Source organism: Pseudomonas sp. RIT-PI-q (genome assembly GCF_001297125.1).
Taxonomy (GTDB): domain Bacteria; phylum Pseudomonadota; class Gammaproteobacteria; order Pseudomonadales; family Pseudomonadaceae; genus Aquipseudomonas.
Window position 1 is genome coordinate 132,946 of sequence record NZ_LHPC01000056.1, and the last position, 25,052, is coordinate 157,997.

Genomic DNA, 25,052 nt, shown 5'->3' on the forward strand with positions numbered 1-25,052 from the left:
GTCTCTCCCAGCGGCATCTATGCGCCATTCGTCTCGGTAAGGCACTGGCGTTTCGGCAGTGCCCTTTGAATGCGATGGTATGACCGGCGCAGACAGGTCAAATGCCTACGGACGCCACGCAAAGGTGCGTTTACGACATGGGCTGAAATGGCTGACCGGACACAATCCTCAAATCAATGAGAAACCCTGTGGGAGCGGGCTTGCCCGCGATACCGATGGGTCAGCCGCCATCAATGGTGGAAGTGACGCCGCCATCGCGGGCAAGCCCGCTCCCACAGGGTTATGCGACGATCTGGCGGACAAGTAACAGCAGCAGGAAATGCAGCGGGTACAACGCATACAACCAGCGCCGCATTGGCGGTGGTTTGAGATGCCTGGCGTGTCGCAACAAGAGCAGCCCCAGCAATGGCGCGATCAGACAAGCGGCAATGCCGAGGATGGCCTCACTGCTGTAAAACCGCGCGGCGGCATACAGCACTTGCCATTGATTCGCCGCCAGGCAGACCAGCCCCGGCAACAGGCTGAAATACCAGGGCCGACGGATCACCAGCAACATCACCAACGGCAACAGCACACCGAAGAAACCGAACATCAGCCGCTCCGAGAACACTGCCGCCAGGGTTAGAGCGCCGACCGCCAGCAGTCGCGATTGCAGGTTTTTGTGCTGCCAGCCGCGCGCCACCAACAAGCCAAGCGCCAACGTAGGCAATACGTTCAAGGTGTCGGGATCAGGAATGTAGATCCGATAGGGGATTTCGCTGATGGCGCTAAACAGCACCAGCCAACCGAGATAACGCCACTGACTGTCGGTCGTCACCGCACGCGCCCGAGCCAGATTGGCGGCCATTGCCAAGCAGAACCACGGAAACGCCAATCGTCCCGGCACATACAGCAGATCGACGGAATAACCGACATATCGCAGGTGATCGAGCACCATGCTCAATAGCGCCAGCCACTTGAGCAGATCGAGTGCCCCATCCCTTGGCGTCATGTGCATAATTGCCCGTCATCTTTGTATTTTTCTGACAGCATCATCCCGTGTGCTCTCCTGACGATCTTGGGTAAAGTGCGCACCATCATTGACCACGAAGCTCTTCACCATAAGAGCCTCGACCACGGAAGCCGGCCATGACCGATAAGAGCCAACAATTCGCCAGCGACAACTATTCCGGTATCTGCCCTGAAGCCTGGGCTGCCATGGAACAGGCCAACCACGGCCACCAACGCGCTTATGGCGACGATGAATGGACCGCCCGCGCGTCCGACGATTTCCGCAAACTGTTCGAAACCGACTGCGAAGTGTTCTTCGCCTTCAACGGCACCGCCGCCAACTCCCTGGCCCTGTCGTCGCTGTGCCAGAGTTATCACAGCGTGATCTGCTCGGAAACCGCCCACGTCGAAACCGACGAATGCGGCGCCCCGGAATTCTTTTCCAACGGCTCCAAGCTGCTCGTCGCCCGCACCGAAAACGGCAAGCTGACCCCGGAATCGATCCGCGAAATCGCCCTCAAGCGCCAGGACATCCACTACCCGAAACCGCGCGTCGTGACCCTGACCCAGGCCACCGAAGTCGGCAGCGTCTACACCCCGGAAGAAATCCGCGCGATCAGCGTCACCTGCAAAGAGCTGGGCCTGAACCTGCACATGGACGGCGCGCGGTTCTCCAATGCCTGCGCATTCCTTGGCTGCTCGCCAGCGGACCTGACCTGGACGGCCGGCGTCGACGTACTGTGTTTCGGCGGCACGAAAAACGGCCTGGCGGTGGGGGACGCGATTCTGTTCTTCACCCACAAACTGGCCGAAGACTTCGACTACCGCTGCAAACAGGCCGGGCAACGGGCGTCGAAGATGCGTTTCCTCTCGGCCCCGTGGGTCGGGATCCTGGAAAGCGACGCCTGGCTCAAATACGCCAAGCACGCCAACCACTGCGCGCAGTTGCTGGCTGAACTGGTGAGCGACATTCCTGGCGTGGAACTGATGTTCCCGGTGCAGGCCAACGGCGTATTCCTGCAACTGTCGGAACCGGCCATCGCCGCACTGACGGCCAAGCACTGGCGCTTCTACACCTTCATCGGCAACGGCGGCGCACGGTTCATGTGCTCGTGGGACACCGAAGAAGAACGCGTGCGGGAATTGGCGGCGGACATCCGCGAAGTGATGTCGCGCTAACACACATTCCGTAGGAGCCGGCTTGCCGGCGAACGCCGCGACGCGGTGTGCCTGACGCACCGCTTTCGCTGGCAAGCCAGCTCCTACAATTTCGCGCCCGAACATCTATCTCATTTATGACCACGACCTGTAGGAGCCGGCTTGCCGGCGAACGCCGCGACGCGGTGTGCCTGACGCACCGCTTTCGCTGGCAAGCCAGCTCCTACAATTTCGCGTGAACAGCCATCTTATGCATCCCCCCGTAGGAGCCGGCTTGCTGGCGAATGCCGCGACGCGGTGTGCCTGACGCACCGCCTTCGCTGGCAAGCCAGCTCCTACAATTTCGCGTGAACAGCTATCTTATGCATCACACCCCCGTAGGAGCCGGCTTGCTGGCGAATGCCGCGACGCGGTGTGCCTGACCACCACACGTCTTGGTCTACATTGAATCGCTCCAGACAATAATAATCAGGAGCGTACGCATGTCTTTGAAAGGCAAAACCCTGTTCATCACCGGCGCCAGTCGTGGGATCGGTCGTGAGATCGCGCTGCGGGCCGCGCGGGATGGGGCCAACATTGTGATTGCCGCCAAAAGCGCCGAGCCGCACCCAAAGCTGCCGGGCACAATTTTCAGCGTGGCCAAGGAAGTTGAAGCAGCCGGCGGTCAAGCGCTGGCCTTGCAAGTGGATGTTCGCGATGAAGTCGCGGTACGCGAGGCGCTGGCCCAGGCCCACGAACATTTCGGCGCCATTGATGCGCTGATCAACAACGCCGGGGCGATCAAGCTGACCGGTGTGCAACACATCGAACTCAAGCGCTTTGACTTGATGCACCAGATCAACACCCGTGCCGTGCTGCTGTGCAGTCAGGCGGCCCTGCCCTATTTGAAAAAAACCGATGGCCACATCCTTAACCTGTCGCCACCGTTGAACCTGGCGACGAAATGGTTCGCCCAATACAGCCCCTACACGGTGACCAAATACGGCATGAGCATGCTAACCCTGGGCATGAGCGAGGAGTTTGCCGGTTATGGCATCAGCGTCAATTCACTGTGGCCGCAGACGATGATTGCCACCGCCGCCATCGAATTTCAGCTCGGCTCACGCGAGTCTTTCAAACACGCACGAACGCCGGCGATCATGGCGGATGCTGCCCACGTCATACTGGACAGCAGCGGTCGCAGCATTACCGGGCGGTTGCTGATTGATGAGGAGATTCTGGGTGAACACGGCGTGACGGATTTTCAACAGTATCGGTTTGCGCCCGACACCACCGACAAACTGATGCCGGATCTGTTTGTCGACAGCGCTCTGTAGGAGCGAGCTTGCTCGCGAAAAACCTGAACTCGCCGCTGAGTATCAGGTTTTTCGCGTTTTCGTTGACGTCCTTCGCGAGCAAGCTCGCTCCTACAAGGGATTGGCGCTGCTTAGAACTCAATCCGCACGTCGCCTTTCGGCACGCTGCAGCACGACAGGATGAACCCTTCCGCTTCGTCTTCTTCGGTGATCCCGCCGTTGTGTTCCATCTCCACTTCGCCGCCCAGCTTCATCACCTTGCACGTCCCGCAGATCCCCATCCCGCACGCCTTCGGAATCAACAGACCGAGCTTGGCCGCTGCGGCATGCACGGTTTCCCCCGGCGCCACACGAATGCTCTTGCCGGAAGCGGTGAACTCCACCTGATGCAGATCCGCCACGTCGATGTCCGGCGCGTCGGCGGCGATTTCGGCTTGTTCCACCGCATCGGCACGGGCTTCCGGTGGCGTGGCGCCGAAGGATTCCTCGTGATAACGCGACATGTCGAAGCCGACCGCTTCGAGCATGCGCTTGACCGCGTTCATGTATGGCGTCGGCCCGCAGCAGAACACCTCGCGCTCCATGAAGTCCGGCGCCATCAGCTCGAGCATCTTGTGGTTCAGGTAACCGCGATAACCGGCCCATGGCTCGCCCAGACCATGCTTCTCACAGATCAGGTGCAGGCTGAAGTTGTCGATCCGCGACGCCATGTGTTCCAGCTCGCGGTGATAGATGATGTCTTTTGGCGAACGGGCGCTGTGGATAAACACCATGTCGACGTTGCCGTTGGTGTCGTAGAACCAGCGCGCCATCGACATGACCGGCGTGATGCCAACGCCACCGCTGAGATACAGCACTTTCGGCGCGGTGAAGTCCATGGCGTTGAACAGCCCGACCGGCCCGTGCACTGCCAGCTCCTGGCCTTCGTGCAGGGTGTCGTGCAGCCAGTTCGAGACTTTGCCGCCCGGCACGCGCTTGATCGTCACCGAGAAGCTGTACGGCACCGACGGCGAGCTGGAAATGGTGTAGGAGCGCATGATCGGCACGCCTTCGATTTCCAGCTCCAGGGTGACAAACTGCCCCGGCTTGAAGAAGAACAAAATCGGTTGGTCCGCCATAAAGCAGAAGGTGCGCACATCCCAGGTTTCCTGGATGACTTTGACGCAACGGACGATGTGACGACCATTGGCCCAGGTCTGGGTCGTTACCGGATTCAGGAAGCTGTTGGACATGCTGTTCTCCACCGCCGATGTTCGGCCTTATGTTGGCGATTCTGCGTATAGCGCGGATCACCCATTTACCTATCTGCGACATTCACATACTTATCGCGACCAGCCCCCAACTACCGGGGGTTGCGCGTCGGGAACAGATTGGGCCATGTCGCCCATGGATAAGGTTCCGGGCAACGTCGGCCCCACACTCGCTCCACACAAAGACGATTTCTTTACACCCTTGCGTAGCACACCGTATCAGCCACTATTTCGCCGGCCACACAGAATGGCCATGAGGATAAAATCGATGGACGTCACCGCAAAAATCAGCCTGGGCGATCCGCTGGAACCCGCACGCAAGGCCACCGCGCAGATGCTGCAAGAGCGCGAGCGCACTTTCTCGCTGCCGCAGCCGTTTTACTCTGACGAGCGGCTGTTTGATATCGACATGCAGGAAATCTTCCAGAAAGAGTGGTTGATCGCCGGCATGACCTGCGAGATCCCGGCCAAGGGCAACTACCTGACCCTGCAAATCGGCAAGAACCCGATCATCGTGATTCGCGGCGCCGAAGGCGTCGTGCATGCGTTCCACAACGTCTGCCGTCACCGTGGTTCGCGCTTGTGCACCAGTGAAAAAGGCAAGGTCGCCAAGCTGGTCTGCCACTACCACCAGTGGACTTACGAACTGGACGGTCGCCTGCTGTTCGCCGGCACCGAAATGGGCGCCGACTTCGACATGAAGCAGTACGGCCTGAAACCGGTAAACGTGAAGACCGCCGGGGGCTATATCTTCATCAGCCTGGCGGAGAACCCGCCGGCCATCGACGACTTCCTGTCGACGCTGAACCATTACATGGAACCGTACGACATGGAAAACACCAAGGTGGCGATCCAGACCACCTTGTTCGAAAAGGCCAACTGGAAACTGGTGCTGGAAAACAACCGCGAGTGCTACCACTGCAACGCGTCGCACCCGGAACTGCTGAAAACCCTGCTGGAATGGGACGACGTCACCGACCCGCGTGCCGACCAGGCTTTCAAGGACCACGTCGCCGCCTCCGCCGCTGCCTGGGAAGCCGAGAAGATCCCTTACGCCCACGCCAGCTTCGGCCTGCGTAACCGCATCGTGCGCATGCCACTGCTCAAGGGCACCGTGTCGATGACCCTGGACGGCAAACAGGGCTGCGCCAAACTCATGGGCCGCATCAAGAACCCGGACCTGGGCTCGATGCGCATCCTGCACCTGCCGCATTCGTGGAACCACTGCATGGGCGACCACATCATCGTGTTCACCGTGTGGCCGATCAGCGCGCAGGAAACCATGGTCACCACCAAGTGGATCGTGCACAAGGACGCGGTCGAAGGCGTGGACTACGACGTGGAGCGCATGCGCAAGGTCTGGGACGCCACCAACGACCAGGACCGTCGCCTGGCCGAAGAGAACCAGCGCGGCATCAACTCCACCGCTTACCAGCCAGGGCCTTATTCCAAGACCTATGAGTTTGGCGTGGTGAACTTTGTGGATTGGTACAGCGAGCGCCTGCTGAGCAACCTCGGGGCCGAGCCTGCGCCTTATCTCAAAGGCGTTCCGGTTCAGGGCTAACGTCAAAAGCTTCGCGAGCAAGCCCGCTCCCACATTAGATCGCCGGCGTTCACAAACTTTGTGAACAACCCGGTCAAGTGTAGGAGCGGGCTTGCTCACGAAGGCGCCCTCCCCGTCACCGCCTCTCTCCCCGCAAAACCCCCTCTTCGTTATAACTGTACGAAATATGATCTATCACGTTCAGGCCTATGCCGGGCGTGGCTCCCAGCCTTCCGCAAACAAGTTATCCACACCTCCACCCACAGCTAATGGGGACAAGTGTGGATTTACGCAAAAAATTCTCCACAGAAACCGAAGAAAATCCGTGACTTATCCAGAAGCAGGGTTTCCAACGCGCATTGATCGTTTTTTGATCTAAAGCTTGAAGGCCACAGTTTGTATGGCTTGCAGAGGATGGCGAACACCTTATCCACAGAAGCGCCAACAGACTTTGGGGGCAACTTCGTCGGTTCTGTGGAAAACTGCCGGCAGCCACTATAAATCGGGGTTTCCGAGAGTTTTATCGACGTTAAACTATGATTTGATCGTTTTTTAACCAGAAGCCTGAACAGCCCGAATTGTATGGCCTGTAGCGGTTAGCGAACATCTTATCCACAGAAGCGCCAACAGAGATTGGGGGCAAGTATTGGCCAGCGCCAGATCTTATCCACCGTAAAAAGCGTGTAAAAACCGCAGGTTAGGCTGGTTGTTTTTTGTACGAAGGCTTACAGGGCCTGATTTGTATGGGGTGTAGCGAAGGGCGAACATGTTATCCACAGAAGCGCTAACAGGGATTGTGGGTAACCACGATCATGTCCTGTTGAAACACGACCGGCCTGAGTCGATATCAAGATTCAACTCGTAGTCTTTGAATGCACGCCACCCGAGCAAAAGTGACGGCACGTACCGCCCAAGCAGCATGGACGGCGGGATCGTATAGTCCGGGTAGTATCGGTAGGTGATCAACCGGGTATGTCCCGCCAGGCTCAACTCGCCCTTGTAGGTTCGATAGCGCCACTTGTCGGCGACGTAAGTGGGTGAGCTACCCGGTGAGGCCGATGTCAGGTAATCGACATTGCCGGTATCGATAATCGCCAGCGTCGCCCGACGATCCAGATGTGCGGCAATGGTCAGTCTCTGATTGATGTCGATACGCGCATAGGTAATGGGCGAATCACATCGCGCAGGAGGTTCGGCGTTTATCTCCAGGGTCTTTTTCGTAACCTTTAAGCGACCTAACTTACCGAGCAGATCAAGCCCGAGTAAGTTATCCCGGTCACTGACAAACACCAGGACGTTCCTGAACTCGCTTGAGCCTATCGTTAAAGACTTGAAGATCCCGAGCTTGGCGGACAGGTCGCGCTCGCCATAAAACGTGCTGTAGCCATAGTGGGAGTCGGTTAACAGCTTGATCCCCATCAGCTTCGCGGTTTCGGTGTTGACCCGGGTTTGCGGCGCTCCGGTGTCTAGAATGAACCGTGTCGAGAAGCCATTGGCTGCTTTGACATCAATGTAGGGCAGCACCTCGTCAATCACGTGATTGTCACTGGCGTAGGGATGAATCGGCAGTACCTCGTGCCGCCTGGTCCTTGTCACCGAAAAATCGGCGACCGCCCGCAAGGTCGCGATCGATTCACTGCCGAACATGGAAAACATTGCTTTGAGCTCAGGGTCCTTCGCTATGGCCTGGGCATGGCGACGCTTGATCATCAGATAGTATTCAGGAAGCTGGTTGGCGGCTTTGGTCTCGAACATTCTGGCGAGAACGGAGACTGAGCAATTGAGGTTTTTATCAGCCGCCAACACCTTGTCGCATTGCTGCTTCATCTGCGCCAGGGAGGCTTTTTGTCCCTGTTCAGACTCCAGCCATTTATAAAAATCCGGTTCTTGCGTGCGGGTAACAGCCATCGAACTCGTGGGTACAACCAGAAAAAACACAACAAGCATCGCGCCACAGATCAGACATGTCTCATGTCGACTGACCGCTCGCATGTTCAACCCATTCTTGAAAACGAGTTTTATGGATTAGCGCTGCTGCCACCCCGCCCTGCTCACGGAAAGCCAGCTCATAGAAAAATGTAGCTCATCAGGGCCGATACATCAGATAGGCCTCACCCGTAACCCGAATCATCGGATGCGGCGTGATTTGGCAGGTGTCGACAATGCGAAAGCCATGTCGTTCGTAAAACCGCCGGGCGCCGGTGTTGGCGGCGTAGTCGATCAGGCTCAGGCCATTGAGCCCCAACTGGTTGGCACGGTCGTAGGCGTAGGCGAGGAATTGCTTGCCCAGGCCTTGATTTCGCCAGCCCTCATGCAGCGCCAGGCTGGAGATGTAGAGGGTGTCGGGGATTTCCATTGTGGCGTAGGGCGCCAGGACCGGATCGGTGACGGGCGCCGCCAGTGGATCGTGGCGCATCACGTAGCTGTGCATCATGCCAATGACGCGGCCCTCGGCCTCGGCGATGAGGCAGTTCTGCCAGGAGAAATCCACGTCGTCGCGGGCGTAGCGGCTGGCGCCTACATCCAGTAGATCCTGGCCGGGCTCGGCCAGTTGGCTCCAGATGTAATCCGAGGCGCCTTCTGATGAAATCTGGAACAAACGAGCAATCTCCCGCGCATCCGCGCGCAGGGCCGAACGAAATTCAACGGTCATTGGTTTTCCTTGTGGGAGCGAGCTCGCTCGCGAAGGCGATCTGTCAGTCACATTGATGTTGGATATGACGACCTCTTCGCGAGCAAGCCCGCTCCCACATTAGATTTGTGCTGGATGTTCGTTAGCGGACGACGCCTTCTTCGATCAGCAATTTGAGGATTGCCTCGGCACCGGCTTGCGCGCTCACGCCTTTGAGCACTTGTCCGCCGCCGCCACTGGCCTTGGCCGTCGCGGCTTTCATGCGGTCGGCGCCGCTCTTGGCCTTGATCACTTTCAAGCGTTTAGGCCGTGGCTTGGCCGGTTGCAGGGTGGCGACCGCCAGCAGTTCATCGTCGATCACTTCGACTTCATCCGCTTGCAACACACCACGCCGGGCTGGGCCGTAGGCGCTCTGCCGCGGCTTTGGCGCGGCGTTATCCACAGTGGCGAGAAACGGCAGGCGCACTTTCAAGCGCCGGCGTTGACCGCGCGGCAAGGCTTGCAGCACCAGCGCCGAGCCGCCGTCGATGGACTCGACCTGAGCCAATCCCACCACCAGCGGCCAGCCGAGGCTTTCCGCCAGCAGGAACGGCAGCATGCCCGAGCCTTCACCGGTTTCTGCCTGGCTGCCGGTCAGCACGACTTGTGCCCCGGCATCACGCAAATAGGCGGTCAAGGCCGGTAGCGCGTCGGCGCCTTCCGGTTGTTCCAGCACGTGCAGTTGCTCAAGCCCCATGCCCAGATAAGCGCGCAGCGCAGGCTCGGCGACGTCGCCGGCATGCAGCACTTGCAAGTTATCCCCAGCCAGTTGCAGACCCAGTTCCACGGCTCGCGCATCCTGCTCGGCGCGACGTGGCCGGCCAGAGGTCGGGTGGGCGCCGATGGACACCAGGCTGATGATTTTCGTGCTCATAACCCTTTCCTTCCCTTAAGCCGCATCGCGCTTGGCTTCGTTGCGGTAAGCCTCTACCGCCGCGATCAAGGCTTGAAGAATCTCGGCGCTCTCGCCGATCACCGACAGGTCGGCCCGTTTGATCATGTCGCAGCCAGGGTCGAGGTTGATCGCCACCACCTTGTCGCAGGCACCGATGCCTTGCAGGTGCTGGATCGCCCCGGAAATTCCCACGGCCACGTAGACCCGCGCAGTGACCCAGGTGCCAGAGGCGCCGACCTGACGGTCGCGCGCCATGAAGCCATCGTCCACCGCCACGCGGGATGCGCCTTCGGTGGCGCCTAGGGCGGCGGCGGTCTGGTGGAACAAATTCCAATCCTTGACCCCGTTGCCGCCGGAGAAGATGAATTCGGCTTCGGCCATCGGAATCGCCGCCGGGTCCACCGCCACCGCGCCCAAATCCTCGATGCGCGACAAACTGCGCGCCACGCTTGTGGATAACTCCACCGGCAAGGCTTCGTGACGGGTTTCGCTGACGGGTTCGGCGCACTCGACGGCGGCCAGAATCAACCGCGCAACCGGGCGTGCAAGGTCTTGCAGGCCAGCACCGGCGCGGCCGATGCACTCTTGATCCTTGACCTGCCAAACCCGCGTGGCCGGGCGTTCGCCCAGCGCGGCAGCAAAACGTCGACCGAGTTCGCCACCACCGCTGCGGCTGTCCGGCAGCAACCAGTGACGCGGGTTGAACTGGTTATCCACAGCCCGCAGGCCCTGGACCCGTTGTTCCGGTGCATAACCGCTGAACTCGTCGCCTTCCAGTACCAGCAGGCGATCGACGCCAGCCGTAGCAAAAGCATTTTCCTTGTGTTCACCGAAGACCACGGCCAACACGGCGCCATCCGTGCCAGCCAGTTGATGAGCCAGGCCCAGCAAGTCGCGGTCGTGGCTGCTCAAGCGGCCGCCGACCATGTCCGGCACCACGCTGATGTAGAACGCCGGTGCAGGCACTTGATGCAATGGCAATTGCACTTCAACGGCGGCCGAGCGTTTGCTCGCCCCGCCCTGTTGCGCGCCGCTGCGATCGATGCGCTTGATGCCGTTGGGGCCGATAAAACCGATGCCATGAAGATTCTTGCGGATGACGCCGTTAGGCCCCATCCAGCTGTGCTGCGCCGGTTGCATGGCCGCGTGCAGCGGGTGCAGGCGGTTGCGGGCAATCCATTCGGCGCGGGGGTCGCGGCGGATAATGTCGCTCATCAGTGGGCCTCCGCAGGTTCACGTTTGGCCGGTGTGGACGGTTTGCTCGGTGCTTCGTCTTCGAGCAATGCGTCGGCCACCAGTTCGGCGATGTCCTTGATCAATGGCCGTGGTTCAACCACGCCTTCGAGCATCGCGGTGCATTGTGGACAGCCCACGGCGACCAGTTCGGCGCCGGTTTCGCGGATGTCTTCCATGCGCATGTCGGGGATCCGTTGCTTGCCCGGAATGTCAGTGATCGGCGCGCCGCCACCGCCGCCACAGCAGCGTGAACGGAAACCGGAGCGTTGCATCTCTTTCACTTCAATCCCGAGGGCGCGCAGCACTTCACGCGGTGCCTCGTATTCGCCGTTATAGCGGCCGAGGTAGCACGGATCGTGATAGGTCACGCTGCTGCCTTTGTGCTGACCGAGGTTCAGGGCGCCAGCGCCGATGATTTCAGCCATGTAGGTGCTGTGGTGCTGCACGAGGTAGTTGCCGTCGAAGGCGCCGTATTCGTTTTTCAGCACATGGAAGCTGTGCGGGTCGCAGGTGACGATGCGGTTGAAGCTGTATTTGGCCAGGGTCTGGATGTTGCGCTTGGCCAACAGCTGGAACGTCGCTTCGTCGCCCAGGCGTCGGGCCACGTCACCGCTGTCGCGTTCTTCAAGACCGAGCACGGCGAAGTCGACCTTGGCCGCTTTCAGCACTTTGACGAAGGCGCGCAAGGTGCGCTGGTTGCGCATGTCGAAAGCACCGTCGCCGACCCAGAACAGAACGTCGACCGACTTCTTCTCGCTCATCAGCGTGAGGTTCAAATCCGCCGCCCAGTTCATCCGTCCGCCCGGGGCGAAGCCGCCCGGGTTGTCGGTGGCGATCAGGTTTTCCAGGACTTCGGCGCCCTTGTTCGGGGTCGCGCCTTTTTCCAAAGTCAGATGGCGGCGCATGTCGACGATGGCATCGACGTGCTCGATCATCATCGGGCATTCCTCGACGCAGGCACGGCAGGTGGTGCACGACCACAAGGTTTCAGCGTCGACCAGGCCATTGACGATCGGCTGATGCGGATTACCCGCATGCTCGCCAATCGCCTTGCCCGGATACGGGCTGCCGGCGAACTTGGCGTCGGTGCCACCAGCGAGGCCGACCACCATGTCTTGAATCAGTTTTTTCGGGTTCAGCGGTTGGCCAGCGGCGAATGCCGGGCAGGCAGCTTCGCACTTACCGCACTGCACGCAGGCGTCGAAGCCGAGCAGTTGGTTCCAGGTGAAATCCTTGGGTTTTTCCACACCCAATGGCGCAGTCGGATCGTTTAGATCCAGCGGTTTCAAACCGGTGGAACGGCCGCCATTAAAGCGCTCGGCGCGACGGTGCCCGGCCAGGTGCAAGGCACCGGCGAAGGCGTGCTTCATCGGCCCGCCCCAGGTCATGCCGAAGAACAATTCGCTAACGCCCCACAACACACCGACGCCGAGGACCGCCGCTACCAACCAACCGCCGAAGTTTTCCGGGAGGATGCCGGCGACCGGCAAGGTCACCAGGAAGAACGACGCCGAGAACGCCAGCAAGCTTTTCGGCAGGCGCATCCACGGGCCTTTGGACAGACGGGCCGGTGGGTTGCGTCGACGCAAGTAAACAAAAATCGCACCGACGAACATCACCGCCGTCATCAACAGCAGTGCATAGCCGAGGAAGCGGTTATGCAGGCCGAAACCGTGTACCACAATCGCCAGCACGATCGACGCCACCGCACCACCCGCCGTGGCGACGTGGGTGTTGGCGATGTATTTGTCCCGCGCGACGACGTGGTGCAAGTCGACCATGTAGCGCTTGGGCATGGCCAGCAGGCCGCCGATCAGGTCGACTTTCGAAGCCCGGCCCCGGCGCCACATAGCCACCCGCCGCAACGCGCCCAGGACAGCCAGGCCCAGGGCAGCGAACAACAGGATTGGAAGAAGGGTGTTCAACATGGTGGAGCTCCCAAAGACCTCGGGGTCTCGTGGGAGCCGGCTTGCTGGCGATTCAGACGACGCAATGGATCAGACAAACCGCGTTATCGTTCATCGCCAGCAAGCCGGCTCCTACAGAAGGTTGGCTTAGAAATCCTTGCACAGCCGCAGCGCGTCGTAGATCGCCGCGTGGGTGTTGCGTTGCGCCACGCAATCGCCGATGCGGAACAGCAAGTAGCCGTCGCCCGCCTGGCTCAGCGAAGGTTGCGGCTTGATCGCGAACAGGGCTTCGATGTCCATCTGGCCTTTGTTGCGAGAGCCTTCCTTCAGGGCGTAGTAGATTTCTTCGTCCGGCCGCACGCCGTTTTCGACAACGACCTGGTCCCCCACCCGCTCCTCTTTGGCGCCGGTGTATTCGTTTTCCAGCACCGCCACCAGCTTGTCGCCTTCGCGGTAGACCTTCTCCAGCATCATATCGCCGGTCATGATCACTTCTTTGGGGTACATGCTGCGGTAGTACGTCGGGAACGATGTCCCGCCAATCGCCACGCCCGGTTTGATGTCGTCAGTGACGATCTCGACCTGGCTGCCTTTGTCGGCGAGGAAGTCGGCGGCGGACATCCCGGTGAACTCGCAAATGGTGTCGTAGACCAGCACGTTCTTGCCCGGTGCAACCTTGCCATCGAGGATGTCCCAGCTGCTGACCACCAGGCCTTCCGCCGCGCCCCAGTGTTCGTTCTGCTCCAGGAACGGATGGCCGCCGACGGCCAGCACCACGACGTCTGGACGCAGGTCGAGAATGGTCGCCGCATCCGCCGCCACGCCAAGGCGCAGGTCGACTTTCAGACGCGCCAGCTCAAGCTGGAACCAGCGAGTGATACCGGCGATCTGGTCCCGTTGCGGGGCTTTCGAGGCCGTAGTGATCTGCCCACCGATGAATTCTTTTTTCTCGAACAGGGTCACGTCGTGGCCACGTTCGGCCGACACGCGAGCCGCTTCCATCCCCGCAGGACCGGCACCGACCACCACGACTTTGCGTTTCACACCGGTCGATTTCTCGATGATGTGCGGCACGCCCATGTATTCACGGGAAGTCGCGGCGTTCTGGATGCACAAAACGTCCAGACCCTGGTACTGACGGTCGATGCAATAGTTGGCGCCGACGCATTGTTTGATCTGGTCGACCTGGCCCATTTTGATCTTGGCGATCAGGTGCGGGTCGGCGATGTGGGCGCGGGTCATGCCGACCATGTCGACGTAGCCGCCTTCCAGAATACGGGTCGCCTGGTTCGGGTCCTTGATGTTCTGCGCAGGCAGAACCGGGGCCTTGACCACTTCCTTGATACCGGCGGCCAGGTGCAGGAACGGCTCCGGTGGATAACTCATGTTCGGGATAACGTTGGCCAGGGTGTTGTGGGTGTCGCAACCCGAGCCGACCACGCCGATGAAGTCGATCATGCCGGTGTCGTCGTAATACTTGGCGATCTGCTTCATGTCCTCGTGGGACAAGCCGTCCGGGTGGAATTCGTCACCGCACAGACGGATCCCGACGCAGAAATCCGGGCCGACTTCAGCCCGCACGGCCTTCAATACTTCGAGGCCGAAACGCATGCGGTTTTCGAAGCTGCCGCCCCATTCGTCGGTACGCTTGTTGACGCGCGGGCTCCAGAACTGGTCGATCATGTGCTGGTGCACGGCCGACAGTTCGATGCCGTCCAGGCCCCCGGCCTTGGCGCGGCCCGCCGCAGTGGCGTAGTGGCCGATCCCGCGCCAGATTTCTTCCGGCTCGATGGTTTTGCAGGTCGCACGGTGCACCGGCTCGCGGATGCCCGACGGCGACAGCAGGGTTGGCCAATGCTCGCCGTCCCAACGTGAACGTCGACCCATGTGGGTAATCTGGATCATGATCTTGGCGCCATGCTTGTGCATGGCGTCGGCCAGGTTCTGGAAGTGCGGAATGATCCGGTCGTCGGCCAGGTTGACCGACTTCCACCAGCCTTGCGGGCTGTCGATGGCCACACTAGAGGAACCGCCGCAAATCGCCAGGCCGATCCCGCCCTTGGCTTTCTCTTCGTAATACTTGACGTACCGGTCGGTGGTCATGCCGCCGTCGGTGGCATAGACCTCGGCGTGCGCGGTGCTGAGCACGCGGTTACGGATGGTCAGTTTGCCGATCTGGATCGGCTGGAACATTGCTTCGAAAGCCATGGCGGGGTCCTCGACTTACAACGGCTTGACGGTGAACAAACCGTCGTCGTGGCCTTCTTCGGAGCCACCGTAGACTTGTTCGGCAACGGTGCGGATCTTGCTGCCGCGGGCTTGCAGAATCTGGTCCATGGCACCGGCAAACCAGCCAGTGAACATGTAGTCGACCTTGCGCCCGACCTTGCCGTACACATAGACGAATGCCGAGTGTTCGAGCTTGACGCTGGCGGTGCCTTTGTCGAGGTCGATGTCCTGGATCTTGAACAGGCCCCAGCCGCGTTGCGACAGGCGCTTCATGTAGTGCTCGAACACCGCGACGCCTTCCAGGCCGTGGCATTCAGCTTCTTTCTCACACCAGTGCCAGGCGGACTTGTAGCCGGCCTTGTAGAGGATTTCGGCGTAGGCGTCGGCGCCCAGCACTTCCTCGATGCCCATGTGGTTGTTGACGAAGAAATGGCGCGGCACGTACAGCATCGGCAGGGCGTCGGAGGTCCAGACACCGGTTTCGCTGTCGACTTCGATAGGCAATTGCGGGGCGATCTTGGCCATGGAAACTTAACTCCAGAAAAATTCGTTGTGTTGTCGTGCCGTAGCATCCGTAGCAGCTGTCGAGCTTGCGAGGCTGCGTCGGGCTGCGAAGCGGCCCCAGAGGGCGGTCCTGCGGACCGCAACGCAGCCTCGTGCCTCGGCAGCTGCTACAGGGTTCGTTTGAGAGGGCTTACTCGCCCCAGACGTCTTTCAAGACGTTGACCCAGTTCTCGCCCATGATCTTGCGGACCACGCGCTCAGAATGGCCGCGCTTGAGCAGGGTTTCGGTCAGGTTCGGGAACTCGCCGACGGTGCGGATGCCCAGCGGGTTGATGATCTTGCCGAAGCTGGTCAGGCGGCGGGCGTAGCCCTTGTCATGGGTCAGGTATTCAAAGAAGTCCTGGCCATGGCCCTGGGTGAAGTCGGTGCCGATGCCGATGGCGTCTTCGCCGACAATGTTCATGGTGTATTCGATGGCTTCGGCGTAGTCGTCGATGGTCGAATCGATGCCTTTGGCCAGGAACGGCGCAAACATGGTCACGCCGACGAAACCGCCGTGGTCGGCAATGAACTTCAGCTCTTCATCGGATTTGTTGCGCGGGTGAATTTTCAGACCCGACGGCAGGCAGTGGGAGTAGCACACCGGCTTCTTCGATTCGAGGATGACTTCTTCGGAGGTCTTGGATCCGACGTGGGACAGGTCGCACATCACGCCAACGCGGTTCATCTCGGCGACGATTTCACGACCGAAGCCCGACAGGCCGCCATCGCGCTCATAGCAACCAGTACCGACCAGGTTCTGCGTGTTGTAGCACATCTGCACAATACCGACGCCCAGTTGCTTGAACACCTCGACATAGCCGATCTGGTCTTCGAAGGCATGAGCATTCTGGAAGCCGAAAAGGATGCCGGTCTTGCCCTGCTCCTTGGCTTTGCGGATGTCGGCGGTGGTGCGCACCGGAATCACCAGGTCGCTGTTCTCGCGGATCAGCTTCTGGCTGGCGGCGATGTTATTGACGGTGGCCTGGAAGCCCTCCCACACCGACACGGTGCAGTTGGCCGCGGTCAGACCGCCCTTGCGCATGTCTTCAAACAGCTCGCGGTTCCACTTGGCAATAATCAGCCCGTCGATAACGATGCTGTCGGCGTGCAATTCGGCTGGGCTCATCAGGCTGTCCCCTATTAGCGATTCATGCGCCGAATCGTGTGCCGGCGCTTTGGGGCCAGCATATGCCTGAGGGGCGGGGCAGCCGGGTGCAAAAACGACAGGGGGTTTGCCGAAAGCGTCAATACGCGACAAAGGGTCTCGCCAGGGGCTGTTTGCCAACCTGTTCTTTCCCCGGAACTTGGGCCAGAATTCGCCGCATCACTGGATAGCATTGAAAAATGGGGCTGCGGCGTAATGAGAACGATCTTCCTGGCTTTGGCATTGATAGCGACCGGCGTACAGGCGGCTGAAGAGTCCGACAACAACCCGTGCGATGCCGTCGAAAACGACGTCCAGACCCTGGAATGCTCGGTCTACAGCAGAACCACCGCCGAAGACCTGCTCAAAGACAACTACCAGGGCCTGACCGAGCGCATGCAAACGGCCTATGGCAAGAACCCGGCGCAACTGACCGACATCACAGCCAAACTCAAGGCCGCCCAACAGCAGTGGCTGAAGACCCGGGACGCGGATTGCGCGGTGGAAGCATTCCCGGCGACGAGCGGTAGCAAGGCGTTCACCATTGCGCAGAATGATTGCATCGCGCGGATGAGTGATGAACGGTCGGAGTTTTTGGAGTCGATTGGGCAGGAGTAACCCTGATCCTCCGTCGGAAGCTGGTACTGCTGCCAGCTTTCGATCCTCAAGAAAGGCCCTTTCCCACACACTTGGCTGACCAAGACTACAGCGCCCCAGAGCCTTCGAGCAGACCCTACTCATCGGGCAACATCCCGACATGCTTCGTTAATTGGCTGCCGCAAAAATATAAGTAAAGATTGGAATATCTTATAAAAGACTTATATTCTCCCATGAACAGCATTCACTGGACTCGAAAGGCCGTTAAGCAGCTTCTGAAATTGCACTCCGCTCATCAGATCCAGGTGCGTGACGCCGTCACAGTACTGGCTGGCATGCCTGATGCGGGCAATGTCAAAGCGCTGGTGGGTCATGACTACGCCTATCGACTTCGAGTAGGTAACTATCGGGTCATGTTCGACTGGGACGGCGCAATCAAAGTGATCAGTTCAAGAGGTCAAAAAACGCGATGAACGCACCTACTGACGTTCAAATCATCCATGACGCAGACGGTAACCCTGCGTTCGTGGTCATTCCCTACGCGCAATACGTCGCACAGAAGATAGAGCCCGATTTGATCCCTCACGAGGTGGTCAGTCGCATCGTCGATGGCGCGACGCCTATTCGCGCCTGGCGTGAACACTTGAACCTTACGCAGGATGAAGTGGCCAAACGCATGGGCATCTCACAACCGGCCTTCGCCCAGCAAGAGACCGTCGCCAAGCCTCGCAAGGCCACCCGCGAAAGAATCGCTGCGGCGTTTGGCATCAACGCGAATCAGCTTGAGCTGTAAGCTGCACATCACCATCAGGGAAATGAATTCAAATGAAAATCTGCGGCATCGAAATCAAAGGCAGCGAAGCGATTATCGCCGTGGCCTCCCTCGACGATCAGGCGTTGAGCCATGTCTCCCTCGCGACCAAGAAAATCGCCCTCGACGATGACGACGAAGCCGCCAACGTCAAAGTCTTCGCCGCTCAGGTGGCGTCGTTTGTACGCGAGAATTCCATCGACCGGATTGCGATCAAGAAGCGCAGCAAGAAGGGTGAGTTTGCCGGCGGACCGACCACGTTCAAGATCGAGGGCGTTTTCCAGTTGCTGGAGAATTGCGAGGTCACGCTGCTGTCGCCACAGACCATCAATGCGCAGAACAAGAAGTTCGACTTTGAGCTGCCGGCCACGCTGAACAAGTATCAGCATGAAGCGTTTAAAGCGGCCTGCTCGGCGTTGATGAAGAAGTAACACAATTTCTGCCAAAACGGAGAACCTGTGGGAGCCGGGCTTGCCCGCGATTGCGGTGGGTCAGTCAACATCAACGTTGACAGTTCCGTCCTCATCGCGGGCAAGCCCGGCTCCCACAGGGTTCTCTGTTGTTCATGCTTTTGCGGTACGCCGATCCTCTCGTGGGCACCTTGCAAATTTTGCCCGATAGCTACGGGTGAAGTACGACGGTGATTCAAACCCGCACGCAATACTCACTTCCAGCACGCTCATGTCCGTCTGCCGCAGCAACTGCTGTGCCTTCTCCAGCCGCAAGCGCAGGTAGAAATTGCTTGGCGTGTCGTTCAGGTGCAAGCGGAACAATCGCTCGAGCTGGCGTCGTGTCACCTTGATCGATTCCGCCAATGCCAGCGTGCTTAACGGCGGTTCGCTGTGCTGCTCCATTTCCCCAATCACCTGCACCAGTTTTTTGTTGCTGATGCCGTAGCGACTGGCGACTTCCATGCGCTGGTGGTCTTTGCGCGGGCGGATGCGGCCGAGTACGAATTGTTCACTGACCTTGATCGCCAGTTCCGGGCCATGGGCCTGGCCGATAAGGTCGAGCATCAGGTCGATGGACGCTGTGCCGCCGGCTGAGGTGATGCGCCGACGGTCGATTTCGAACAGCTCCTGGGTGACGCTGAGCTGTGGATAGGATTCCTTGAACGCGTCGATGGCTTCCCAGTGCAGGGTCAGGCGATGGCCGTCGAGCAGGCCGGCTTCGGCGAGCACGAAGCTGCCGGTGTCGATGGCGCCGAGGGTCACGCCTTCATTGTCCAGCCGACGCAGCCAATGTTCCAGCGCCGGCGTGGCGAATTTCAGTGGTTCGAAACCCGCGACCACCAACAAGGTTGCACCTTTCTTCAGCGGCTCCAGCGCCGCATCTGCGTTGACCGACATGCCGTTACTGGCCAAGACCGCGCCGCCGTCGGCGCTCAGCACATGCCAGCGATACAGCTCGCCGCGAAAGCGATTGGCGACCCGCAGCGGCTCGATGGCCGAGATAAAACCGATGGCCGAGAAGCCCGGCATCAACATGAAGTAGAAATCCTGGGACATGGAGCGCACTCGGTGGCGGGTAGCGTGTGGACGTTGATACGCCACTTGCATCAGGCTTTCAAGAGGTCAGGTCGCTGCAGTGCAAGAGCTGGTCGCCGTAGTGCGCTTTCACAGGCCTCCAGCTGCGTAACTTGGCATCACCGGCGCACGGCGCATCCGGTCTTACGGATAGCTGCTCAATTTTTGCGGCGGCTGTTGCCCTCAAGCTGCGTTACCGCTCCTCGCCATAGCTAGCTATGACTCGTCGCGGTGCCTTGCTTGAGGACAACAGCCACTCGCCAAAATGTGAGCGCTATCCGCAAGACCGGATGCAGACGACCGGACCCACAATAACGAACTGCCGAGGAACCTGAGATGAAACGACTGATCAGCAGCTGTGTTCTTGCACTCAGCGGTACTGCTTTACTGAGCGCCAGTGTCATGGCGGCCGAACCCGCCGCGTGCCAGAACGTGCGCATGGGCGTAGTGAACTGGACCGACGTAATCGCCACCAGTGCCATGACCCAGGTCCTGCTCGATGGCCTCGGCTACAACACCAAGCAAACCAGCGCCTCCCAGCAAATTATCTTCGCCGGGATCCGCGACCAGCGCCTGGATATGTTCCTGGGCTACTGGAACCCGCTGATGACCCAGACCATCACCCCGTTCGTCGATGGCAAGCAGGTCAAAGTGCTTGAAGCACCCAGCCTGAAAGACGCCCGCGCCACCCTCGCTGTACCGACTTACCTCGCCGACAAGGGCCTGAAAACCTTCGCCGACATCGCCAAGTTCGAAAAAGAACTGGGCGGCAAGATCTACGGGATCGAGCCTGGCTCGGGTGCCAACACCCAGATCAAGGCGATGATCGCCAAGAATCAGTTCGGCCTCGGCAAGTTCCAACTGGTCGAATCCAGTGAGGCCGGCATGCTGGCGGCAGTCGATCGCGCCGTGCGACGTAACGAGGCTGTGGTGTTCTTTGGCTGGGCGCCGCACCCGATGAACGTCAACGTGAAGATGACTTACCTCACCGGCAGTGAAGACGCCCTCGGCCCGAACGAAGGCATGGCCACGGTCTGGACCGTCACTTCGCCGAAATACGCCGAACAATGCCCGAACATCGGCCGCCTGCTGAGCAACCTGACCTTCACCGCCGAAGACGAGAGCCGGATGATGCAGCCGCTGCTCGATCACAAGGACGCCTTCGAATCGGCCAGGCAATGGCTCAACGATCACCCCCAAGACAAGCAACGCTGGCTCGAAGGCGTCACCACCTTCGATGGCAAACCAGCCGCTGAAAACCTGAAACTGACCAGCAAATAAACCCTGACCGAACCACCGATTCGCAGCCCGACCGGGCTGCGAACGGGACCACCACGCCTGTAAGGAACCTTCAAATGAACCACGACGTCATCATCACCTGCGCACTCACCGGTGCTGGCGACACGACCAGCAAGAGCCCACACGTGCCGGTCACCCCGAAACAAATCGCCGCTGCCGCCGTGGAAGCCGCCAAGGCCGGTGCCACCGTGGTCCATTGCCACGTTCGTAACCCCGAGACCGGCAAATTCAGCCGTGACGTGGCGCTGTACCGCGAAGTGATGGAGCGCATCCGCGAGGCGGACGTCGACATCATCGTCAACCTCACTGCCGGCATGGGCGGCGACCTGGAAATCGGCGCTGGCGAGAACCCGATGGAGTTCGGCCCGAACACTGATCTGGTCGGCCCGCTGACCCGTCTGGCCCACGTTGAAGAGTTGCTGCCGGAAATCTGCACCCTCGATTGCGGCACCCTGAACTTCGGCGATGGCGACACGATTTACGTGTCCACCCCGGCGCAACTCCGTGCCGGCGCGAAGCGAATTCAAGAGCTGGGCGTGAAAGCCGAGCTGGAAATTTTCGACACCGGCCACCTGTGGTTCGCCAAACAGCTGATCAAGGAAGGCCTGCTCGACGACCCGCTGTTCCAACTGTGCCTGGGCATCCCGTGGGGCGCCCCGGCCGACACCACCACCATGAAAGCCATGGTCGATAACTTGCCGGCCAACGCAGTGTGGGCGGGCTTCGGTATCGGGCGCATGCAGATGCCGATGGCCGCACAAGCGGTGCTGCTCGGTGGCAACGTGCGGGTCGGGCTCGAAGACAATATCTGGCTGGACAAGGGCGTTCTGGCGACCAACGGCCAACTGGTCGAACGCGCCTCGGAAATCCTCAGCCGCCTCGGCGCCCGCGTTCTGACGCCGGCGGAAGGCCGGGCAAAAATGGGCCTGACCAAACGCGGTTAAATCCACACATAACACCTGTAGGAGCGAGGCTTGCCCGCGAAGGCGGTTTTCCTCCCGCGAGAGATGCGTCGGATGTACCGGCCTCTTCGCGGGCAAGCCTCGCTCCTACAGGGGATCACCGAATTCTTTTAGGACGTCGCCATGACTTTTATCACCGAAATCAAAACCTTCGCAGCGCTGGGCAGCGGTGTCATCGGCAGCGGCTGGGTCTCCCGCGCCCTCGCCCACGGCCTCGACGTGGTGGCCTGGGACCCGGCGCCGGGTGCCGAAGCGGCCCTGCGCAAACGCGTTGCCAATGCCTGGGGGGCACTGGAGAAACAAGGGCTGGCGCCGGGCGCATCACAGGATCGGCTGCGCTTTGTCGCAACGATTGAAGAGTGCGTTCGCGATGCGGATTTTATTCAGGAAAGCGCTCCGGAACGGCTGGATCTGAAACTGGAACTGCACAGCAAAATCAGCGCAGCGGCCAAGCCCAACGCCTTGATCGGTTCCAGCACCTCGGGCCTGTTGCCGAGTGAGTTCTACGAGAGTTCGACCCACCCGGAACGCTGCGTGGTCGGGCACCCGTTCAACCCGGTGTACCTGCTGCCCTTGGTGGAAGTGGTTGGCGGCAAAAACACCGCCCCCGAAGCCGTGCAAGCGGCAATGAAAGTCTACGAATTCTTGGGCATGCGTCCGCTGCATGTGCGCAAGGAAGTGCCGGGCTTTATCGCCGACCGCTTGCTCGAAGCGCTGTGGCGTGAGGCGCTGCACCTGGTCAACGACGGTGTGGCGACCACCGGTGAAATCGACGATGCCATTCGTTTTGGCGCGGGTCTGCGCTGGTCGTTCATGGGGACGTTCTTGACCTACACACTGGCGGGTGGCGATGCAGGCATGCGGCACTTTATGGCGCAGTTCGGTCCGGCGTTGCAGTTGCCGTGGACGTATCTGCCTGCGCCGGAGCTGACCGACAAGTTGATCGATGATGTGGTCGATGGCACCAGTGAGCAGTTGGGCAACCACAGCATTTCGGCGCTGGAGCGCTATCGTGATGATTGCTTGCTGGCGGTGCTGGAGGCGGTGAAGACCACCAAAGAGAAGCATGGGATGGCATTCGCCGACTAAACGCTCTCTGTAGGAGCTGGCTTGCCAGCGAAAGCGGTGTGTCTGTCACACCGCATTGCCCCGTTCGCCAGCAAGCCGGCTCCTACAGGTCTTCTTAACTTCAGGATTTGATGACATGCCCGCATTGACCACCTACCAAACCAAAATCATCCCCGACTGGGTCGACTACAACGGCCATCTGCGCGATGCCTTTTACCTGCTGATTTTCAGCTACGCCACCGACGCCCTGATGGACCGCCTCGGGATGGACAGCAACAACCGCGAAGCCAGCGGCAATTCGTTGTTCACCCTCGAACTGCACCTCAATTACCTGCACGAAGTGAAGCTCGACGCCGACGTCGAGGTCCACACCCAGATCATCGCTCACGACAGCAAACGCCTGCACCTCTACCACAGCCTGCACTTGATCGGTGGAGACAAGGAACTGGCGGGCAACGAGCAAATGCTCCTGCACGTCGACCTCGCCGGGCCGCGATCCGCGCCGTTCAGCGAAGACACCTTGAGCAAACTGCATGCCATCGTCACCGAACAAGCCGACCTGCCCGCTCCCGACTACATCGGCCGCGTCATCGCCCTGCCCCCTGCAAAGTAGCCACCACCGCATAAGGAGATCGCCATGAACACCGCCGCCGCTTTTGCCGACTTCCGTACCTATCCGTTGATCAGCGCGCTGACAGGCGTGCAGACCCTGGCGGATCGTGTTCTGGTGAAGTGGGCCGACGACCGCGTCAGCCCCTTTCATCACAGCTGGTTGCGGGACAACTGCCCGTGCCCGCACTGCGTCTACACCGTGACCCGCGAACAAGTGCTGGAAATCGTCGACGTCCCGGAAAACCTGGTGCCGGCCGAGACCAGCGTCGATGCTGACGGTTGCCTCTGCGTCCAGTGGCAGGACGGTCACCTCAGCCGCTTCGATCCAGGCTGGTTGCGTGCCCACGCCTACGACGACGAATCCCGCGCGGAACGTCGCGCTAGCAAACCGAAAGCGCGGCTCTGGAACAGTGATTTGCAGCTGCCGGTGTTCGAATACCAGGCGTTGATGAACGACAACAATGCCTTGTTGCAATGGCTGCTGTCGGTGCGCGATATCGGCTTGACCCAGGTCCGTGGCGTGCCCACCGAACCGGGCTCGTTGAAGCTGATCGCCCAGCGGATTTCGTTCATCCGCGAGAGCAACTTTGGTGTGCTGTTCAACGTGCAGTCCAAGGCCGATGCCGACAGCAACGCCTACACCGCTTTCAACCTGCCGCTGCACAGCGACTTGCCGACCCGGGAATTGCAACCGGGGCTGCAGTTTCTGCATTGCCTGGTCAATGATGCCGACGGTGGCGAGAGTATTTTCGTCGACGGTTTTGCCATTGCCGAGGCTTTGCGTCAGGAGGATCCCGAGGCGTTTCAAGCCTTGTGTGAAATCCCCGTGGAGTTCCGCAACAAGGACCGCCACAGCGATTACCGCTGCCTCGCACCTATCATTGCCCTGGACGCGTTTGGGCAGGTGTCGGAAATCCGCATGGCGAATTTCCTGCGCGGCCCGTTCGATGCCTCGGTGGAGCAAATGCCCAGGCTGTATCGCGCTTATCGGCGCTTCATTGCCATGACCCGCGAGGCACGGTTTCGCCTGATGACGCGGCTCAACCCCGGCGAATTGTGGTGCTTCGACAACCGCCGTACCCTCCACGCCCGCAACGCCTTCGACCCCGCCTCCGGCGCCCGGCATTTCCAGGGCTGCTATGTCGACCGTGATGAATTGTTGTCGCGGATCCTCGTTCTACAGCGTTAAACCGCGTCATCGTTCATCGCGGGCAAGCCCGCTCCCACAGGTTATTCGCGATCCTTGTGGGAGCGGGCTTGCCCGCGATTGCGTCTGGGCAGGCAACACAACGTCCCCGAATTACAGGCAAAAA

At 60.0% G+C, this 25,052-nt stretch carries 22 protein-coding genes and 1 pseudogene; 12 read left to right on the top strand and 11 right to left on the bottom strand.

The features are described from left to right. Positions 1-280: 280 nt before the first annotated feature. Complete coding sequence (locus AEQ67_RS30425) at positions 281-997, bottom strand: TraX family protein (RefSeq protein WP_059407451.1); 717 nt, start codon at positions 995-997, stop codon at positions 281-283. A gap of 131 nt (positions 998-1,128) precedes the next feature. Here AEQ67_RS30425 and AEQ67_RS30430 point away from each other — a divergent pair, with 131 nt between their 5' ends. Together AEQ67_RS30430 and AEQ67_RS30435 are read left to right on the top strand one after the other, a co-directional pair. Beyond that, the gene (locus AEQ67_RS30430; RefSeq protein ID WP_059407452.1) at positions 1,129-2,169 is read left to right on the top strand and encodes a threonine aldolase family protein; all 1,041 of its coding nucleotides are present in this window, start codon (positions 1,129-1,131) and stop codon (positions 2,167-2,169) included. Positions 2,170-2,630: 461 nt separating this feature from the next. After that, positions 2,631-3,464 carry an SDR family oxidoreductase gene (locus AEQ67_RS30435; protein ID WP_059407453.1) on the top strand — a complete coding sequence of 278 codons (834 nt, stop codon included), beginning with the start codon at positions 2,631-2,633 and terminating at the stop codon, positions 3,462-3,464. A 110-nt stretch (positions 3,465-3,574) separates the two neighbouring features. On the opposite strand, the gene gbcB is transcribed toward AEQ67_RS30435, so the two are convergent. Beyond that, positions 3,575-4,675, bottom strand: coding sequence for a glycine-betaine demethylase subunit GbcB (gene gbcB, locus AEQ67_RS30440; RefSeq protein ID WP_059407454.1), 1,101 nt, complete (start codon positions 4,673-4,675; stop codon positions 3,575-3,577). 286 nt (positions 4,676-4,961) lie between these two features. Between gbcB and gbcA the strand changes: the two genes are divergently transcribed. Next, positions 4,962-6,257: a glycine-betaine demethylase subunit GbcA gene (gbcA, locus tag AEQ67_RS30445; protein ID WP_059407455.1), complete on the top strand. Its 1,296-nt coding sequence runs from the start codon at positions 4,962-4,964 to the stop codon at positions 6,255-6,257. 789 nt (positions 6,258-7,046) lie between these two features. Here the strand turns inward: gbcA and AEQ67_RS30450 are convergent. The 8 genes from AEQ67_RS30450 to AEQ67_RS30485 form a co-directional block, all read right to left on the bottom strand. Beyond that, complete coding sequence (locus AEQ67_RS30450) at positions 7,047-8,228, bottom strand: retropepsin-like aspartic protease (RefSeq protein WP_059407456.1); 1,182 nt, start codon at positions 8,226-8,228, stop codon at positions 7,047-7,049. A gap of 94 nt (positions 8,229-8,322) precedes the next feature. After that, on the bottom strand, positions 8,323-8,889 hold the full coding sequence (locus tag AEQ67_RS30455) for a GNAT family N-acetyltransferase (protein WP_059407457.1): 567 nt from the start codon (positions 8,887-8,889) through the stop codon (positions 8,323-8,325). Between the two features lie 121 nt (positions 8,890-9,010). Further along, entirely contained in the window at positions 9,011-9,781 is a 771-nt protein-coding gene (gene etfB, locus AEQ67_RS30460; protein ID WP_059407458.1) for an electron transfer flavoprotein subunit beta, read from the bottom strand. 15 nt (positions 9,782-9,796) lie between these two features. Further along, the gene (gene etfA / locus AEQ67_RS30465) at positions 9,797-11,017 is read right to left on the bottom strand and encodes an electron transfer flavoprotein subunit alpha (RefSeq protein ID WP_059407459.1); all 1,221 of its coding nucleotides are present in this window, start codon (positions 11,015-11,017) and stop codon (positions 9,797-9,799) included. Beyond that, positions 11,017-12,966: a dimethylglycine demethylation protein DgcB gene (gene dgcB, locus AEQ67_RS30470; RefSeq protein WP_059407460.1), complete on the bottom strand. Its 1,950-nt coding sequence runs from the start codon at positions 12,964-12,966 to the stop codon at positions 11,017-11,019. The genes etfA and dgcB overlap by 1 nt, the downstream gene beginning before the upstream one ends. A 126-nt stretch (positions 12,967-13,092) precedes the next feature. Then, on the bottom strand, positions 13,093-15,153 hold the full coding sequence (dgcA, locus tag AEQ67_RS30475; RefSeq protein WP_059407461.1) for a dimethylglycine demethylation protein DgcA: 2,061 nt from the start codon (positions 15,151-15,153) through the stop codon (positions 13,093-13,095). A 15-nt stretch (positions 15,154-15,168) separates the two neighbouring features. Then, positions 15,169-15,699 carry a DUF5943 domain-containing protein gene (locus tag AEQ67_RS30480; RefSeq protein ID WP_008033249.1) on the bottom strand — a complete coding sequence of 177 codons (531 nt, stop codon included), beginning with the start codon at positions 15,697-15,699 and terminating at the stop codon, positions 15,169-15,171. A gap of 169 nt (positions 15,700-15,868) precedes the next feature. After that, entirely contained in the window at positions 15,869-16,846 is a 978-nt protein-coding gene (locus AEQ67_RS30485; protein ID WP_008033250.1) for a dipeptidase, read from the bottom strand. Positions 16,847-17,080: 234 nt separating this feature from the next. Here AEQ67_RS30485 and AEQ67_RS30490 point away from each other — a divergent pair, with 234 nt between their 5' ends. The 4 genes and pseudogenes from AEQ67_RS30490 (at position 17,081) to AEQ67_RS30505 (ending at position 18,703) form a co-directional block, all read left to right on the top strand. Continuing rightward, a complete protein-coding gene (locus AEQ67_RS30490) occupies positions 17,081-17,482 on the top strand; it encodes a lysozyme inhibitor LprI family protein (RefSeq protein ID WP_059407462.1) in 402 nt (133 codons plus the stop codon). Between the two features lie 212 nt (positions 17,483-17,694). Then, positions 17,695-17,947, top strand: a pseudogene (locus tag AEQ67_RS30495) (type II toxin-antitoxin system RelE family toxin). After that, a complete protein-coding gene (locus AEQ67_RS30500) occupies positions 17,931-18,254 on the top strand; it encodes a helix-turn-helix domain-containing protein (RefSeq protein WP_059407463.1) in 324 nt (107 codons plus the stop codon). Before AEQ67_RS30495 ends, AEQ67_RS30500 begins: the two are co-directional and overlap by 17 nt. A gap of 32 nt (positions 18,255-18,286) precedes the next feature. After that, entirely contained in the window at positions 18,287-18,703 is a 417-nt protein-coding gene (locus AEQ67_RS30505; RefSeq protein WP_059407464.1) for a DUF3010 family protein, read from the top strand. Between the two features lie 132 nt (positions 18,704-18,835). Here AEQ67_RS30505 and AEQ67_RS30510 read toward each other — a convergent pair whose 3' ends face one another. Beyond that, positions 18,836-19,780: a GlxA family transcriptional regulator gene (locus tag AEQ67_RS30510; RefSeq protein WP_059407465.1), complete on the bottom strand. Its 945-nt coding sequence runs from the start codon at positions 19,778-19,780 to the stop codon at positions 18,836-18,838. Between the two features lie 354 nt (positions 19,781-20,134). Between AEQ67_RS30510 and choX the strand changes: the two genes are divergently transcribed. The 5 genes from choX to AEQ67_RS30535 all read left to right on the top strand — a co-directional run bounded on the left by choX (position 20,135) and on the right by AEQ67_RS30535 (position 24,928). Further along, a complete protein-coding gene (gene choX, locus AEQ67_RS30515) occupies positions 20,135-21,079 on the top strand; it encodes a choline ABC transporter substrate-binding protein (protein WP_059407466.1) in 945 nt (314 codons plus the stop codon). Between the two features lie 74 nt (positions 21,080-21,153). Next, positions 21,154-22,041, top strand: coding sequence for a 3-keto-5-aminohexanoate cleavage protein (locus AEQ67_RS30520; protein ID WP_017341199.1), 888 nt, complete (start codon positions 21,154-21,156; stop codon positions 22,039-22,041). Between the two features lie 141 nt (positions 22,042-22,182). Beyond that, positions 22,183-23,148, top strand: coding sequence for an L-carnitine dehydrogenase (locus AEQ67_RS30525; RefSeq protein ID WP_059407467.1), 966 nt, complete (start codon positions 22,183-22,185; stop codon positions 23,146-23,148). A 115-nt stretch (positions 23,149-23,263) separates the two neighbouring features. Then, positions 23,264-23,740 carry a thioesterase family protein gene (locus tag AEQ67_RS30530; protein ID WP_059407468.1) on the top strand — a complete coding sequence of 159 codons (477 nt, stop codon included), beginning with the start codon at positions 23,264-23,266 and terminating at the stop codon, positions 23,738-23,740. Positions 23,741-23,764: 24 nt separating this feature from the next. Beyond that, the gene (locus AEQ67_RS30535) at positions 23,765-24,928 is read left to right on the top strand and encodes a gamma-butyrobetaine dioxygenase (RefSeq protein ID WP_059407469.1); all 1,164 of its coding nucleotides are present in this window, start codon (positions 23,765-23,767) and stop codon (positions 24,926-24,928) included. Positions 24,929-25,052: the final 124 nt, after the last annotated feature.